The organism is Clostridioides sp. ES-S-0123-01 (assembly GCF_020658415.1).
In the GTDB taxonomy this organism is placed as follows: domain Bacteria; phylum Bacillota; class Clostridia; order Peptostreptococcales; family Peptostreptococcaceae; genus Clostridioides.
This window is the reverse complement of record NZ_JACVWD010000002.1, coordinates 467,848-482,582: the sequence shown is the minus strand read 5'-3', so window position 1 is coordinate 482,582 and position 14,735 is coordinate 467,848. Positions and strand designations below refer to the sequence as shown.

Genomic DNA, 14,735 nt, shown 5'->3' with positions numbered 1-14,735 from the left:
TATATTATAAACAATTCAAACAACTTAATTAAAAATACAGAAGCAGAGCAATCTATATTAGGAAGCATTTTATTAGACTCAACAATAGTAGAAGAGTTAGAGCAAATGTTAAATGAAGACATGTTTTATCATGAGGAACATAAATACATATTTAATGCTATAAAAGAAATAAACAAGAGAAATGAAGTAATAGATATAATAACTCTTACAGAAGAATTAAAGAGAAAAGGTAATTTGAATAATATTGGAGGTATAAGCTATATCACTAGTTTGTCAACAATAGTTCCAACAGTATCAAATTTCACGAGTTATGTCAGTATAGTTATTGAAAAATATAAAAATAGAAATATAATTGATAAATTCAATAAATTCAGTCTTGGCGAAATAGATGATAATACTCTTATATATCAGTTAGAAAATGATATAAATAAAGCTAATCAAAAACTAATAAAAAAGGATTCAAGTATAACAGCAATATCAGAGAGAGCTTTCGAATATATAAATGATGAAATAAATGAAGGTATTAAGACTGGAATAAAGTTCTTAGATGAGACTATAGGAGGTTTATATGGGGGTGAACTAACTACGATAGCAGCTAAAAGTGGAAGGGGGAAGACAGCATTAGCTTTACAAATACTTAGAAATGTAATATTTCAAGGCAAGAAAGTACTTTTTATAAGTGGAGAAATGAGCGATATACAGATTTTGTTTAGAAATATAGCCTCACTAACTGGAATATCAGTTGTAAAAATGAAAAACAGAAATCTAAATGATGATGAAATAGTCAAATATATACAAGCTTTAAGCATAATAAATCAAGAAAATAACCTTTATATAAATGACTCTGTAAATACAGTATCAGGGATAAAGAGAGAAATAAAGAATATTAAGCCTAGCTTAGTCATAATTGATTATTTGCAAATTTTGGATTATGAAGGCAAAGAAGTAGGAGAAGCTAAATTTGCTGACTTATCAAGGCAAATAAAAAAGATTACTTTAGATTTTAATATACCAGTTATTCAGCTTGCTCAATTAAATGATGAATTGAAGGATGAAAGACCTAAAGGGGACAGAGTAATGAGAAGCTCAAAGCAGATATATATGGATTCTAATTCAGTTATATATATTCATAGACCTACAGAAAAAGAGGCTCTTAATTATTGTAAGACAATGGGAATTGAGGATATAAGAGAGCTGAGACGAAGAGAAAAAGGTTTTGGTGCTAATTTAAGCGAAATTATTGTTGCTAAAAATAGAGATGGTGAATCAGGATTTAGACCATATTGGTATATAGGAAATTTGTTTTCTTTTGAAGAATGTAAGAAGATACAAGAGATATAAAAAAGAAGCATGATTTATTAAGTAATAGATAAATTATGTTTCAAGAAGTATTGAAGGATAAAGAGAAGTATTAATTAGATGTAATGAAGATTTAAAATATATTGAGTTTAGATTTAAACACTTATTAGAAAAAGGTAGTTGCCATATAAATATAACAACTACCTTTATAAATTAGGTACTTAATGTACACTAACCTAGCAACTTAAGTATATATTAAGTACCTGATGAAAGTCAAGGAGGTACTAAAATGTATGATGAAATTATAGAAATATATTTTGATTATTGGATAAATGAACATATGTATAGCGATATTTTAGAAAAAGACAAATATTATACTGAATGTTGGAAAGAAATTAGAGAGATTAATAAATTATTAGAAAAGAGCTTATCAGGAGAAAATGAAATACATAAATTAATGGAATTAAATGATTTATTTAATTCTCTGATGGAATTTGAAAGAGAACTTAGTTATAAACTTGGATTTAAGGCAGGAGCTAATTTTATAATTGGATTATTGGATTAAGCTGAGATCTATTCTTAGTAATCATAAAAAGCTAAATTTTAACTTACATAAGTTGGAATTTAGTTTTTTATTATATATTGGTAATTTGAAATATGATTCTATAGATTTAAAATATATATTGATACATTAAAACTAGAATTGAGCATTTAATTTGTTATTAGAGGTAGATAACATTTAAATATAAAAGTATTTATCTTTAATGTAGTAAGAAAAGCTAGAATATATAGCTGAATTAGCAATAAAATGGTATAATTTGTATGAGAATTAAGAAGATTGTATTAAAATAATAGAATAGTGTAGTGAGGTGAACTTGTTGAATAATATAATGGAAATGATTGCTGAAGAAACTGGTGGAAAAAGTTTTAGAACTTTTAAATATAGTTTTGATAGCATTAGAGTTCCATCACTTGATTATGATGACAACAAAGAAATTATTTGGAAAGATATTGGAGAAACAGAAAAACATAAAAGCCCTAAGGATTTATCAGAATTAGCTAAAAGTATTAGTAAGTATAAACCTCTATTTACATATTTTTTAGATGGGTCAAGAAGAGTATTTAAGGTTGATGATATATCTTATCAAAATCAAGTTTTTCCTGTTATTGCTGGTCAAATTGGAATTGGATGCTGTAAAAGAGAATCTAAAGAGATAAAACCATTTAAATTTGAACGCTGTTCAGTAATATGCCTTCCTAAAATTGCTAACAAAGGTGGGTGGAATCCTCAACTTTTTTTTAGTAATTTATTACAAAAAATAAATTCTAATATGTCATTAAAAAAAAATAATATAGAATTTACAGATATATTGACATATAAATACTTACGAAATGAAGGAGAAAATTTAGAAAATAAAGGTATTGCAGTAATACAAGATCTTATGATAGATAAGGAAAAAGAAATGACAGCTTTTCTTGCAAGTAAAAATCTGTTAGATCAAAATAATTACTTACTTAAAGACGGTTCATTAGAATATCGTGTAATGTCAACAGGTAATTTTAGGGAATTAAGAAAAATACGTAATAATTATAGATGGGTTGTTGGAGTATCTAAATCTTTTAACCCTGAAAAATGCTTAGATATTAAAGGAAAAAACAATTCAAATTACATAGCAAATCTAAAATTATATAATAGAACTCCTGTTAGTAAGTACACTTCAAAAATGTTTGGAGATGTAAGCTTTGCTATTTGGTATGTTCGTATAAGAGAAAAAAGATATACTAGTAATGCATTTGACGGAGTTTTAAAGTTAGAAAGAATATTAGTAACAGATGAAGAAATTGAACATGGATTAGATTCAGAGGAGGTTGATTTTATTACAGCTAATATTATCAATGAGAGAAACCCAGTCTGTTATGGAAAAGATTTTAGATGGGCAAATCACTTATATCCAGTTTTTTTAACTGAAAGTTATGTAAAAAGCAAGTATATTAGTAATACATTATTTTTAAATATATTTTAAATAGAATAGGGGTATATGTATGGGAGAAGTAATAGGGAAAGTAATTGCAACAGAGAAAAATCCATCTACCATTGATGAATTTTTTTTCTGGACATCACCAAAATTAATTTTAAATCCATTTGATGTAGTGAAAATAAGTCATATAAATGGGAGTTTTTCTTATGGGGTAATAGAAGAAATCTCTCATATTACAGATTCAGCTAATTTTTTATCAAGTTATATATCTAATGATTTTGGGGATGTTAATTCAGTTGAAAATACACATAGAATAGGTATGAATTACATTAAAGCACAAGTAATAGGAAATACAAAGAATATTTATATTCCTCTATTGAATAATGAAAAAGTATATATGGCAAATGCTAACGAAATTTCTGAGGCATTAGGGTTGTCTAATATTAAAAATCCAATGATATGTGGATATCTTGAGATGTACAAAAGTTCAGAAGAAGATAAGAAAGTGATGCTTCCTGTAAATATAGATTCAAGATTTCTAATTGGTCCAGAAGGTGCGCATTTAAATATATCTGGGATATCAGGTTTAGCAACTAAAACTTCATATGCTATGTTTTTATTGAAATCAATACAAGATTACTATATAAAAAATGATGAAGATAATGATAGTGTAGCTTTTGTATTGTTCAATGTTAAGGGAAAAGATTTACTTTCAATAGATGAAAAAAATGATTTTGAAAGTATAGAAGAGAGAGACGAATCCTATAAATTATATGATATGTTAGGATTATCAAAAGATCCATTTAAAAATGTTAAATATTATTATCCATATTCTGAACAAAATATATGGAATACATATATGGATAAAAAAACATTATATGACCAACAAAAACTAAATAAAGCCTTTATGTATAAATATATATATGAAGAAGATAAGGATAATTTAGACTTAATGTTTTCTAGTTTAGATGATCCTACTCAATCTATGGACTCAATTTTAAATTATATAATTACTAACCAAGGTGGTTTTGGAAAGTTTACTTTATGGGATGATTTTTTAGAAGAAATACAAGATAGATGCCAAGCTGGCGTTAAATCTTATGATAAAGAGATTACTGTAGCAAGTTGGAGAAAATTTAATCGTATAATAAGAAAATCAATATATAAAAATGCTATATTTAATGATAGAGTTGATTATGATAATAATGAAGTTCGTATAAATAAGTCATTAAAGAATATTAAAAAAAATGAAATACATGTTATAGATATAGCGAAATTAAATGAAGACATGCAAAGTTTTGTATTCGGAGATGCTATCAGAACAATTTACAATTTAAAATTAGGGGAATATGGAAGTGATGATGAATGTAATATTCCATCCAAAATAGTAATATTCATTGACGAATTAAACAAGTATGCATCTACAGATTCTCCTAAAAATTCGCCAATACTTAGACAAATATTGGATATAGCAGAAAGAGGTAGATCTTTAGGTATTATATTATTTTCTGCAGAACAATTTAAAAGTGCTATACATAGTAGAGTTACAGGCAATTGTTCTACACATGTCTATGGAAGAACAAATGCTATTGAAATAGCTAAGAGTGATTATAAATTTATTTCACCAGTGTATAAGAATATGATGACAAGGTTAAAACAAGGTGAGTATATTATTCAAAATCCTATTTTTAGGTCGTTATTAAATATAAAGTTTCCAAAACCATTATATAAGCAGTATAAATAAGGTAGGTGTTTTTAATTGATTATATTAGGGAAAAATATTATAGAAAATCTTACAGTAGGTATGTATGAAGATTGTAGAGTTATTTACAGAGAATATATACAGAATTCAGCAGATCAGATAGATAAGGCTGTTCAAACTGGTTTAATCAAACAAGAAGAGGCTTATATAGATATAGATATAGATAAAAAGACAAGAAATATAAAAATATATGATAATGCTACTGGAATTCAAAAGAAGTATTTTAAAAAAAGATTATCTGATATTGCAAATTCTGAAAAAGATAGAGATACAGATAAAGGGTTTAGGGGTATAGGAAGATTAGGCGGAATCGCATACTGTGATAAACTAAAATTTTCATCTTCATATTATGGTGAAAATTTAAAATCAGTAATGATCTGGGATGCAAAAAAATGTAAAGAAATCTTAAGTGATAAAAATTGTAGATGTACAGCAGAAGAATTATTGGCTAATATTATAAGTTATGAAGAAGATGTTTGTGGCGAAGAAAGTCATTTTTTTGAAGTAGAATTAATTAATGTTAATAATGAAAATAAAGAGTTAATGGATATTAAAGAAGTGGAAAAGTATTTATCTTCAATAGCACCAGTTCCATATCATAATTTTATTTATAAAGAAAAAATTTATGAATTTATAAATAATGAAAATATGAGTATTTATGAATATAAAATTTGTATAAATGGAAAGCAGATATTTAAAAACTATAGAAATAAACTTTATGAAGATACTAAAAAAGGAGAAAAATCATATGATGAAATATATGATTTAGAATTTAAAAAGATCATGAATAGTGATAATGAGTTAATTGCTTGGATGTGGTTTGGGGTATCTGGTTTTATAAAGTCAATTCCTGTATGTAATCAAATGCGAGGAATTAGATTAAGGAAAGAGAATATTCAAATTGGAAATGAAAGAACCTTAATACATTTCTTTAAAGAAACAAGAGGAAATTATTATTTTATTGGTGAAATTCATGTTGTTAGCAAAGATCTTATACCAAATGCTAGAAGAGACTACTTTAATGAAAATGAAACTGAGAGAGAGTTAGAAGATGGTCTAAAAGATATATTTGAAGAATTACATACATTATATCATCATGCAAATAAAATTAAAAATGCATTTAAAAAAAAATCTGAATATGAGAAGGTAGAAAATGAATATAATAAAAAAATAAAAGAAGGAGGATTTATTGATTCAGAAGAAAAAAAATTATCTGAAAAAGACTTAGAAGAAAAACTTAAAGAGGCAGAAGAAGCTAAAAAAATCCTTAAAGGAGTGAGTGACAAAGCTTCTGATAAAGGCGTTGTAAATAAAGTATTTTCTATATTAGAAAAAGGATATTTACATAGTGAAAATCAAGAAAAAATAATTGAAATAAAAAATGAAAAAGCTAAAAAAAGTGAAAAAACTAAAAGTAATAAAAAATTTATGACACAAAGATTATCTAATTTAAATAGAAAGGAACAAAAACTTGTAAGTAAAATATATAGTGTAATTAAAGCTGTATTGCCAAGAGATACAGCGAACACATTAATAGAGAAAATACAAGAAGAGCTGAGCTAATGAATAGAAATATTTTATTAATAGAACCAAATTATAAAAATAAATATCCTCCAATTGGAGTAATGAAAATATCAACATATTATAAAATGTTAGGAGACAAGGTTACTTTTTTCAAGGGGGATCTAAAGGACTTAGTTATAAATGATATCTATGATGACTTATTAAAACAATTGTATGCAAATTGTAATGAGGTTTTTTGGGAAGAATATAAAAATGATATTATTTACTATCTTAAAAAGGGAATAAAAGATGTTCTAGAGAAAATTCCCAAAGTAGATGATAATCCAATTATTAGAGATCTATTAGTATATTATAGAAAGTTTTATAGAACTAAAGAATATCTTAATCCTAATTATAGAAAATATGATAGGGTAGGAATAACAACTTTATTTACTTTTTATTGGGATATAACTATTGAAACTATAAATTTTGCAAAATGCTTATGTAAACACCAAAAGGATGTTATGATTGGAGGTGTTATGGCATCCATCTTACCAAATGAAATAGAAAAAGAGACAGGTATAAAGCCTTTTGTTGGAGCATTAAATAAGTCTGGAATACTAGATGATAATGATATAATAATTGATAACCTGCCATTAGATTATTCAATATTGGATGAGATAGATTATAGATATCCAGCAAATAATTCTTATTTTGGGTATATGACAAGAGGTTGCATAAATAAATGTAGTTTTTGTGCAGTTCCTAAATTAGAACCAGAATACAAAGATTTTATAAGTATAAAAGAGCAAATAAAGATTACAAATGAAAAATTTGGAGAGAAAAAAGATCTACTATTATTAGATAATAATGTATTAGCTTCCAATAACTTTAATAAAATTATTGAAGAGATAAAAGAAGCAGGGTTTACAAAAGATAACCTTTTTCATCAACCAAATGAATTTGAGGTAGCAATTAGAAATCTAAGAGAAGGATATAATGATAGAGCATACATAAAAAAGATTATAGGTTTATATAAGTTGTTGCTGGATAAATATTTCAATGAAGAAACAAAACACATATTTTCTATTTTGGAAACAAAAAAGTTATTAAACATAGAAACTGCTAAAAAAGAAAATATTTTATCATGTTATGAAGATGTAAAAGGATTATTTGAAAAATACTATAAGAGAAGACCCAAAAAAAGAATTGTAGATTTTAATCAAGGAATTGATGCTCGTTTGATTAATGACGAAAATATGTCTAAATTATCAGAAATACCTATTAAACCACTAAGGATAGCTTTTGATGACTGGAAATTACACGATATCTATGAAAATGCAGTTAAAACAGCAGTTAAATATGGCATAAAAAATTTGTCTAATTATCTTTTATATAATTATAAAGATAAACCAATAGATTTATATAGGAGATTAAAACTAAATGTTGATTTATGTGATGAATTAGATGCTAATATATATTCTTTTCCCATGAAATATCATCCTATAGAAGACCCAAAATACTTTAAAAATAGAAACTTTATAGGTTTACATTGGAATAGAAAGTTTATAAGGGCTATACAAGCAATATTAAATTCTACAAAAGGAAAAGTGGGAAGTGGAACATCTTTTTTTAATGAAGCATTTGGAGAATCTGAAAATGCTTTTTATAAACTACTATATATGCCAGAAACATTTATAATATATCGTCAATTTTTTAAAGACTGTGGTTTGACCAACAAATGGTGGCAGGATTTCAAATCCTTAAATGAAGAAAAAATTATTTTTACTAAAAGGATAATAGAAAAAAATGAATTTCAAGATATAGAGCTATTAACAAATGATAAAGAAATTTTGAATATTCTGAAATATTATACGATAACAAGAGACCAAGCCGAAGGTATTATGAAGAATAGGTTTTATAACAATTAGTTATAAAACCTATTTTTATACTAATATTTAAATACTAAGTAGAAAATTATACCCCAATAATACCCCAACTACAAAAATAAACAATAAAAAACAATCAAAAAGATTGCTCTAACATCATAACTAAATAGCTATATACCTACATTTACAAAAACCAACAAAACAATCAAATAACCACTTATAGACTCCCCTCGTCTCCACCATTAAAAGCCACAAAAATATTAGCAATTTGCTAATATTTTTTTTGTGAAGATTATTTTAATAACATATATAATTAACTTATAAAACATATATGAAGGGGTAAAACTATATGGCTAAAATTGACAACATGATGTCTATATTATGGATATTAAACTCAGATAAAAAAATTACTGCAAAACAAATATCTGAAAAACTAGAAATAAATATAAGGACTGTCTACAGATACATTGATGCATTATCTGCTAGTGGAGTACCTATAATTTCAGATACAGGTCATAATGGTGGGTATAGCCTTTTAAATAACTTCATTAAAGCACCTCTTTTTTTTGATACAGAAGAGCAAACTGCTCTACTTCATGCAGCTATATTTGCTAAAGAAGAGGGATGTTTCTTAGATGACACATTAGATAAAGCAACATCAAAGTTAAAAATGTATTCAAATCAAAAACAAGAAGAAATTTTAACAAAACATTTAATAGGTTTTGAAGTAATAAAACCCACAGGAAAAATATCTATAGAATCTGTACTTAAAAAGTTGAAAAATAGTATAGTAAATGAATTATCTATAGAAATCAACTATCGTACAGGTCGTGAAGAAAAATCAAAATGTAGGATTATAAATCCATATGGAATTGTTCGTTGGAATAATAATTGGTACATAGTAGCATTTTGTCAAATGAGAAATGAGATTCGTAGTTTTAGGGTAGATAGAATTAGTAGTATCATAGAAACATCAAATACTTTTAGTAGACCAAAGGAATTCTCTGCAAGTGAATTTTTTATAAAAGGGATTATAGATGAAACAAAAGATGAAGATAATCTTACAACATTAGTTATAGAAGGAAGGATGAATGCATTGGACAACTTATGTCAGCATTGGCTTCTAGGATATTATTTGAAAGAAAGGACTCCAAATAAAGTAATATTTAAACTTCAAGAAGATATAATATTTACCTATATACCAAATATACTTATACCTTATAGAAAATCGATACAAATAATTGAACCATTAAGTCTTAGGCATAAAATGGTTGAAAATTTACTCGAATTAATTAATCATTATCAAATTTAATAACTTGACTGACAGAGTATGTCAGTTAAGTTATTTTACAATAAGGTATATTAATTAATCATATAAGGAGAAAAAAATGAAAAATAGAAAAGCATATATGTATGTATTTGATACTATGTCAGATTGGGAAGTTGGATATTTAACTGCTGAATTAAATACAGGAAGATATTTTAAAAAAGGATTAAAACCATTAAAAGTACTTACAGTAGGAATTGATAAAAATCCTATTATAACAATGGGTGGATTGAAAGTGTTACCAGATATGACAATAGAAGAGTGCAATATTGAAAGTAATGATGTATTAATTTTACCAGGAGGAGGTACTTGGACATCGCAAATTCATGAAGAAATATTAGAAAAAACTAAAGAAGCTTTCACACAAGGGTCTATAGTTGCAGCTATTTGTGGTGCTACTTTAGGGTTAGCTAAAAAAGGATTACTAGATTTTAGAAATCATACAAGTAATGATTTAGAATTTCTTAAAATGATGATACCAAGTTATTCTGGAGAAAAATATTATAAAATGGAATCTGCAGTTAGCGATGAAAATTTAATTACTGCTTCAGGGATTGCACCATTAGAATTTACGATACAAGTTTTAAAAGTTTTAGATGTTTTTAAAGAAGAAGCATTAAGTTCTTGGTTAAACCTTTATAAAACTCATGATTCTAAATATTTTTTCGAACTAATGAATTGTAATAAAGAAGTTTAAGGTTTGTTTTTAAATGTAATGTAGTATAATATAGTTATAGATAAAATAAAAAGAAACTATAATCTAGTGGGTAGAGTAGTGGTTTCTAGTATAGATTACTTTTTAGTGAACTTGAATTTAATTTTAAATTCAAATTCTAAACCACTTTTTCTACGACCAATAGATAAGTGGTTTTTTATTTTATCATATATGTAATTAGTACTTATAGCAATACAAATAGAAACGATAGCTCCTATAATAAAATTTATAATTAGTTTTATACAGAGTACACCTAGTTCCTACATACTATAGGAACTAGGACTATATGAAACCACCACTCATAGATTGTAGTTTCTTTTGTTGTGTTATATCATAGAATAGTAAAGTGATGTATATTTTTAATAAAAACTTAGCGTTGTATATGAAATGAATTAATCGTGGGTATTATTCCTGCGATTCGTCTCCACCAATTTGTAAAAAAGAATAATGAAATACTTGGAAATACTAGTCAATATTGACTAGTATTTTTTATTTTGGTGATGAAATCTACCAACCGTATCTCAACCACAGAAAAATGTTTTTTGAGGGAATATGGGGGTGCATTTAGGTTGTATAATTATATATTTCAATATTACATGTTCATTAGGAAAATAGTTAGCAAATGATATGATTGATAGAATAGATATAGTAAACTAATCTAGCACTGTATTGTAATGTTTATTAAAGAATATGTTTTTATAGTAGAAGAGTTTTTTTAATAGACAGTTCCATAAAAATGAGTGAAGAAGTAGTTTTATAATATTATTTGTAACTATTTGATGTTTATTATGAAATTTTTTATAAGTTATATTTATCAAGATATTACTAAATATTTACAATATTCTATTGCAATTTATTTGGAAAAGTTATATATTTATAACATAAGGTGTTATAAATATATAACTTTTAAGGAGTGATTTTATATGTATAAATCAGAAACTGGTGTAAGATCAAAGCTCATCTTGGAATTACTTGTAATAACTTATTTTTTTATAGCTGTATTAGCGACTAAGTATATTTTTAAAGGTCCAAGTACCGCTTCTCTTCCAGGGTTGAGTTGGTTAATAGTCTTTGGATGTTATTCAATTTATAATAAAAAATATAATGATTTAGTTGATGAATCATCTAAATTTATACTATCAAAGGTTAATCAGATTGCAATAAAAATAATGATATATTCTATAGTTATAATAGCTATTTTTTTTGCAACACCTTATACAAGGAATATAAATATATCAAACTTGGATACTGGTATAATTCTTATTGCTGTTTTATTTATACAATCTTTATCTAAATTAATTTTGTATATATATTTTGATAAAAGGGGGATATGTAACTAAGTGGCAATATTGATGAAAACAAAAATTAAAGAATATAGAGAAAAGCTCCTTATGACACAAAATGAACTTGCCAAATCAGTTGGGGTAAGACGTGAGACTATTGTGCACTTAGAAAATGGAAAATATAATCCTTCTTTAAAGTTAGCGATGGATATTGCTAAAGTATTTAATACTACAGTAGAAAATTTGTTTGAATTTATTGAAGAAGAATAGTGGATAGATTGTAAATATTTATAAGATGATTAATGAAATATAGTTATTTAATTATTAAGTTTGTTAAAAATATTTATATATAATATAATGTGTGATTAAGGTTAGATTATAATTGTTTTAAGATAAGAAGAGTATTATAAATTATAAAAATTAGTGAATATACAGTTAAATAATAAATAATAAATAAAAATTTAAAGTTTAGATGCGAGGAGAAGGTATAGTTTTATAGAAGCTAATAAGACATTGTTGCAATCACTATATAAAAAAATTATGTTACAATTTTCCAAAAATACAGGTAAAAGTTTGGATTATTTATATACTTCTGAAACATATAAACTTATAAGTGAGGGTGTATCAGATATGCATTGTAAGGGTCATATATACTTAACTCAAGAATTAATGCTAGAAAATGGATTAATGTATCATAAGGGCTATCCAAGGTAAATAGTTAAAAAAGTAGATAGAGTCTGGAAATATTTATGTGTATTCTTTAAATGAAAATTTATTTTTTAAGTGATAATTAGATATTTATTGATAAGGCTATGGTTGTAAAAATCATAGCCTTACTTTCATATTTTTTCTATTTTTCGAAAAATTATTATCTATTTAAGAAAATTTCTTGATTTTTTTGAAATATTTCTTTATTAACTTAGAGTTAAATTTCTTTTTTAAAAATAAATACTTAAATGGGTTAAAATCTGAGTCCAATTTCTAATTATCTGAGTCCATTTTTCAAAAATATCCATATTTGCTAAGTATAATGATTTGTGTAAAGAATCATCTGAAGGAAAAATATACTTTGATTTAGTAACCTTTCTTAATAATCTATTGTAACTTTCTATTGAATTTGTAGTATATATCAATGTTCTCATCTCTTGAGGATATTTAAAATATGTTGCTAGTTCATTCCAATTATTTTGCCAACCTCTTAATGCTTTGTATATTGATTACCCCATTTTTTCTCTAAGAACGATAGATCACTTAACGCTACTTCTTCTGTAATTGCAGCATATACTTTCTTTAAATATTTTGCAAATTCTTTTCTATTTTTGTATGATATATAATTTAAAGTGTTTCTAATTTGATGCACAACACATCTTTGTATTTCAGTATCAGAAAATACTGCTTTAATTGTATCAGAAAATCCAATTACAGAAGCTATTAATATAACCTTAACTCCTCTATTTCTAACATATGTAAATACATTTAGCTAATACTTTCAACCTTTATTTTCTCCAATCCATATCCCTAAGACCTCCTTTATACATTCTAAGTTAATACCTATAGTTATATATGTTGCTTTGTTTATTATTCTACCTTCACTTCTAACTTTATAATGTATAGTATCCATAAATACAATTGGATAAATTATACCAAGTGGTCTATTTTGCTATTCATGAGCTAAAGGTATAACTCTATCAGTAATTTTAGCTATTAGTGAATGGGATATATCAATTCCGTAAATATTTTTAAGATGACTTGATATATTTCAAGTAGACATGCCTTTTGAGTACATTCCAATCACTTGGTTCTCTATTCCTGATATATCATTTTCGTAGTTTCTAATTACCTTTGGTTCAAAATCTCCATTTCGGGCCCTTGGAATATTTAAAGTTATTTCTCCAAAATCTGATTTAACATTTTTATTTTTATATCAATTTCTAGAGTTTTTAGTGTTTCTATTATTATATCTATCATAACCTAAATGCTCATCAAACTCTATTTCTAACATCTGGTGAATTGTACTTGCAAATAAATTTTTCAACATATCTTGAACATCTGTAGTTATTTTAACATCATATTCTTCAATAAGTTTTTTTCACTTTGTTAAAGATAAAAAGTGTGAACTTTTCTTTATATAGTGATATTTGATGTTCTAATCATCACTACTTTTTGGAAAAATACACACTTTATATTAAAGCCACTAGAAATAATAGAAGAATATAAATTTACTTATAGAGTTATCCTAGATATTTTTATTTAGTTGATTAAAGTAATATCAAACATAATATATTTACCAGTTAATAATACACCAATATTAAAATCTCCACTTTCGATATTTACTGATTTTAACTTTCCATCTTCATTAGATGCAAGTTCATTTATTTGATTATTTAAATCAGAGTAATCTATATTATTTTTAACTATAATATTTGATAAACTATGAAATAAAGTATCTTCTACTTTGAATTTATTACCTTTAAATGTATCTTTATCAGTATTTATTGCTAAAGTAACTCTCCAAGATCCTTCATTAGCTTTAGAAATATATTCTGCAATTAAAATATCACCAATTGTAGTGTTTGAATTATTCATATGTGTCTTATAAATATCTCCAGGTTTTTTTTCTATACCTTCATCAAATTCTCTATCCTTAATCTCTATACCATTTTCTTTAAATAGTTTTTCTACTTGAGGTAAGACTTCTTTATTTAATTTATCCATCTTTTCTAAAGTAAAATTAGATACACTTTGAGTATCAGATGGTACTTGAGTTATTTTATTACTCTTATTGTTATTATTTGCTGATTCACATCCTATAGTTAAAGATGTTGTTGCTACTAATAAAAGTGCTACTATGTGACTTTTTGTTATTTTCATACTTTTTCTCCTTATATATAATCGTTTTATTTGATAATAAGAAGTTTATAATATATTAAAATGAAACTCAATGCTATAGCTAAAGAGTAAACATACAATTAACATAT

Annotated in this window: 11 protein-coding genes and 1 pseudogene; 10 read left to right on the top strand and 2 right to left on the bottom strand. The window is 25.4% G+C overall.

The features are described from left to right. The first annotated feature begins 3 nt into the window (after window positions 1–3). The 10 genes from IC175_RS05655 (at window position 4) to IC175_RS05610 (ending at window position 12,027) form a co-directional block, all read left to right on the top strand. Window positions 4–1,341, top strand: coding sequence for a replicative DNA helicase (locus tag IC175_RS05655; RefSeq protein ID WP_413927236.1), 1,338 nt, complete (start codon window positions 4–6; stop codon window positions 1,339–1,341). Window positions 1,342–1,588: 247 nt separating this feature from the next. Beyond that, a complete protein-coding gene (locus tag IC175_RS05650; protein WP_227851254.1) occupies window positions 1,589–1,864 on the top strand; it encodes a DUF6809 family protein in 276 nt (91 codons plus the stop codon). Between the two features lie 313 nt (window positions 1,865–2,177). Further along, the gene (locus IC175_RS05645; RefSeq protein WP_227851253.1) at window positions 2,178–3,323 is read left to right on the top strand and encodes a hypothetical protein; all 1,146 of its coding nucleotides are present in this window, start codon (window positions 2,178–2,180) and stop codon (window positions 3,321–3,323) included. Window positions 3,324–3,342: 19 nt separating this feature from the next. Further along, on the top strand, window positions 3,343–5,022 hold the full coding sequence (locus IC175_RS05640) for an ATP-binding protein (protein WP_227851252.1): 1,680 nt from the start codon (window positions 3,343–3,345) through the stop codon (window positions 5,020–5,022). A gap of 15 nt (window positions 5,023–5,037) precedes the next feature. Next, the gene (locus IC175_RS05635) at window positions 5,038–6,603 is read left to right on the top strand and encodes an ATP-binding protein (protein WP_227851251.1); all 1,566 of its coding nucleotides are present in this window, start codon (window positions 5,038–5,040) and stop codon (window positions 6,601–6,603) included. Further along, the gene (locus tag IC175_RS05630; protein ID WP_227851250.1) at window positions 6,603–8,474 is read left to right on the top strand and encodes a hypothetical protein; all 1,872 of its coding nucleotides are present in this window, start codon (window positions 6,603–6,605) and stop codon (window positions 8,472–8,474) included. The genes IC175_RS05635 and IC175_RS05630 overlap by 1 nt, the downstream gene beginning before the upstream one ends. 307 nt (window positions 8,475–8,781) lie before the next feature. Then, complete coding sequence (locus tag IC175_RS05625) at window positions 8,782–9,744, top strand: helix-turn-helix transcriptional regulator (RefSeq protein ID WP_227851249.1); 963 nt, start codon at window positions 8,782–8,784, stop codon at window positions 9,742–9,744. A 76-nt stretch (window positions 9,745–9,820) separates the two neighbouring features. Then, window positions 9,821–10,456: a type 1 glutamine amidotransferase family protein gene (locus IC175_RS05620; protein ID WP_227851248.1), complete on the top strand. Its 636-nt coding sequence runs from the start codon at window positions 9,821–9,823 to the stop codon at window positions 10,454–10,456. Between the two features lie 941 nt (window positions 10,457–11,397). Further along, window positions 11,398–11,814: a hypothetical protein gene (locus IC175_RS05615; protein ID WP_227830974.1), complete on the top strand. Its 417-nt coding sequence runs from the start codon at window positions 11,398–11,400 to the stop codon at window positions 11,812–11,814. Then, entirely contained in the window at window positions 11,815–12,027 is a 213-nt protein-coding gene (locus tag IC175_RS05610) for a helix-turn-helix transcriptional regulator (RefSeq protein WP_176702544.1), read from the top strand. A gap of 668 nt (window positions 12,028–12,695) precedes the next feature. Here the strand turns inward: IC175_RS05610 and IC175_RS05600 are convergent. Together IC175_RS05600 and IC175_RS05595 are read right to left on the bottom strand one after the other, a co-directional pair. Continuing rightward, window positions 12,696–13,837, bottom strand: a pseudogene (locus IC175_RS05600) (IS256 family transposase). Between the two features lie 170 nt (window positions 13,838–14,007). Next, window positions 14,008–14,628 carry a hypothetical protein gene (locus tag IC175_RS05595; RefSeq protein WP_227433815.1) on the bottom strand — a complete coding sequence of 207 codons (621 nt, stop codon included), beginning with the start codon at window positions 14,626–14,628 and terminating at the stop codon, window positions 14,008–14,010. Between the last annotated feature and the right edge of the window lie 107 nt (window positions 14,629–14,735).

Bases quoted from the DNA above. Each gene is read 5' to 3' on its own strand.
- IC175_RS05650 (WP_227851254.1), top strand. From the start codon at position 1,589: ATGTATGATGAAATTATAGAAATATATTTTGATTATTGGATAAATGAA.
- IC175_RS05640 (WP_227851252.1), top strand. From the start codon at position 3,343: ATGGGAGAAGTAATAGGGAAAGTAATTGCAACAGAGAAAAATCCATCT.
- IC175_RS05630 (WP_227851250.1), top strand. From the start codon at position 6,603: ATGAATAGAAATATTTTATTAATAGAACCAAATTATAAAAATAAATAT.
- IC175_RS05625 (WP_227851249.1), top strand. From the start codon at position 8,782: ATGGCTAAAATTGACAACATGATGTCTATATTATGGATATTAAACTCA.
- IC175_RS05620 (WP_227851248.1), top strand. From the start codon at position 9,821: ATGAAAAATAGAAAAGCATATATGTATGTATTTGATACTATGTCAGAT.
- IC175_RS05615 (WP_227830974.1), top strand. From the start codon at position 11,398: ATGTATAAATCAGAAACTGGTGTAAGATCAAAGCTCATCTTGGAATTA.
- IC175_RS05595 (WP_227433815.1), bottom strand. From the start codon at position 14,628: ATGAAAATAACAAAAAGTCACATAGTAGCACTTTTATTAGTAGCAACA.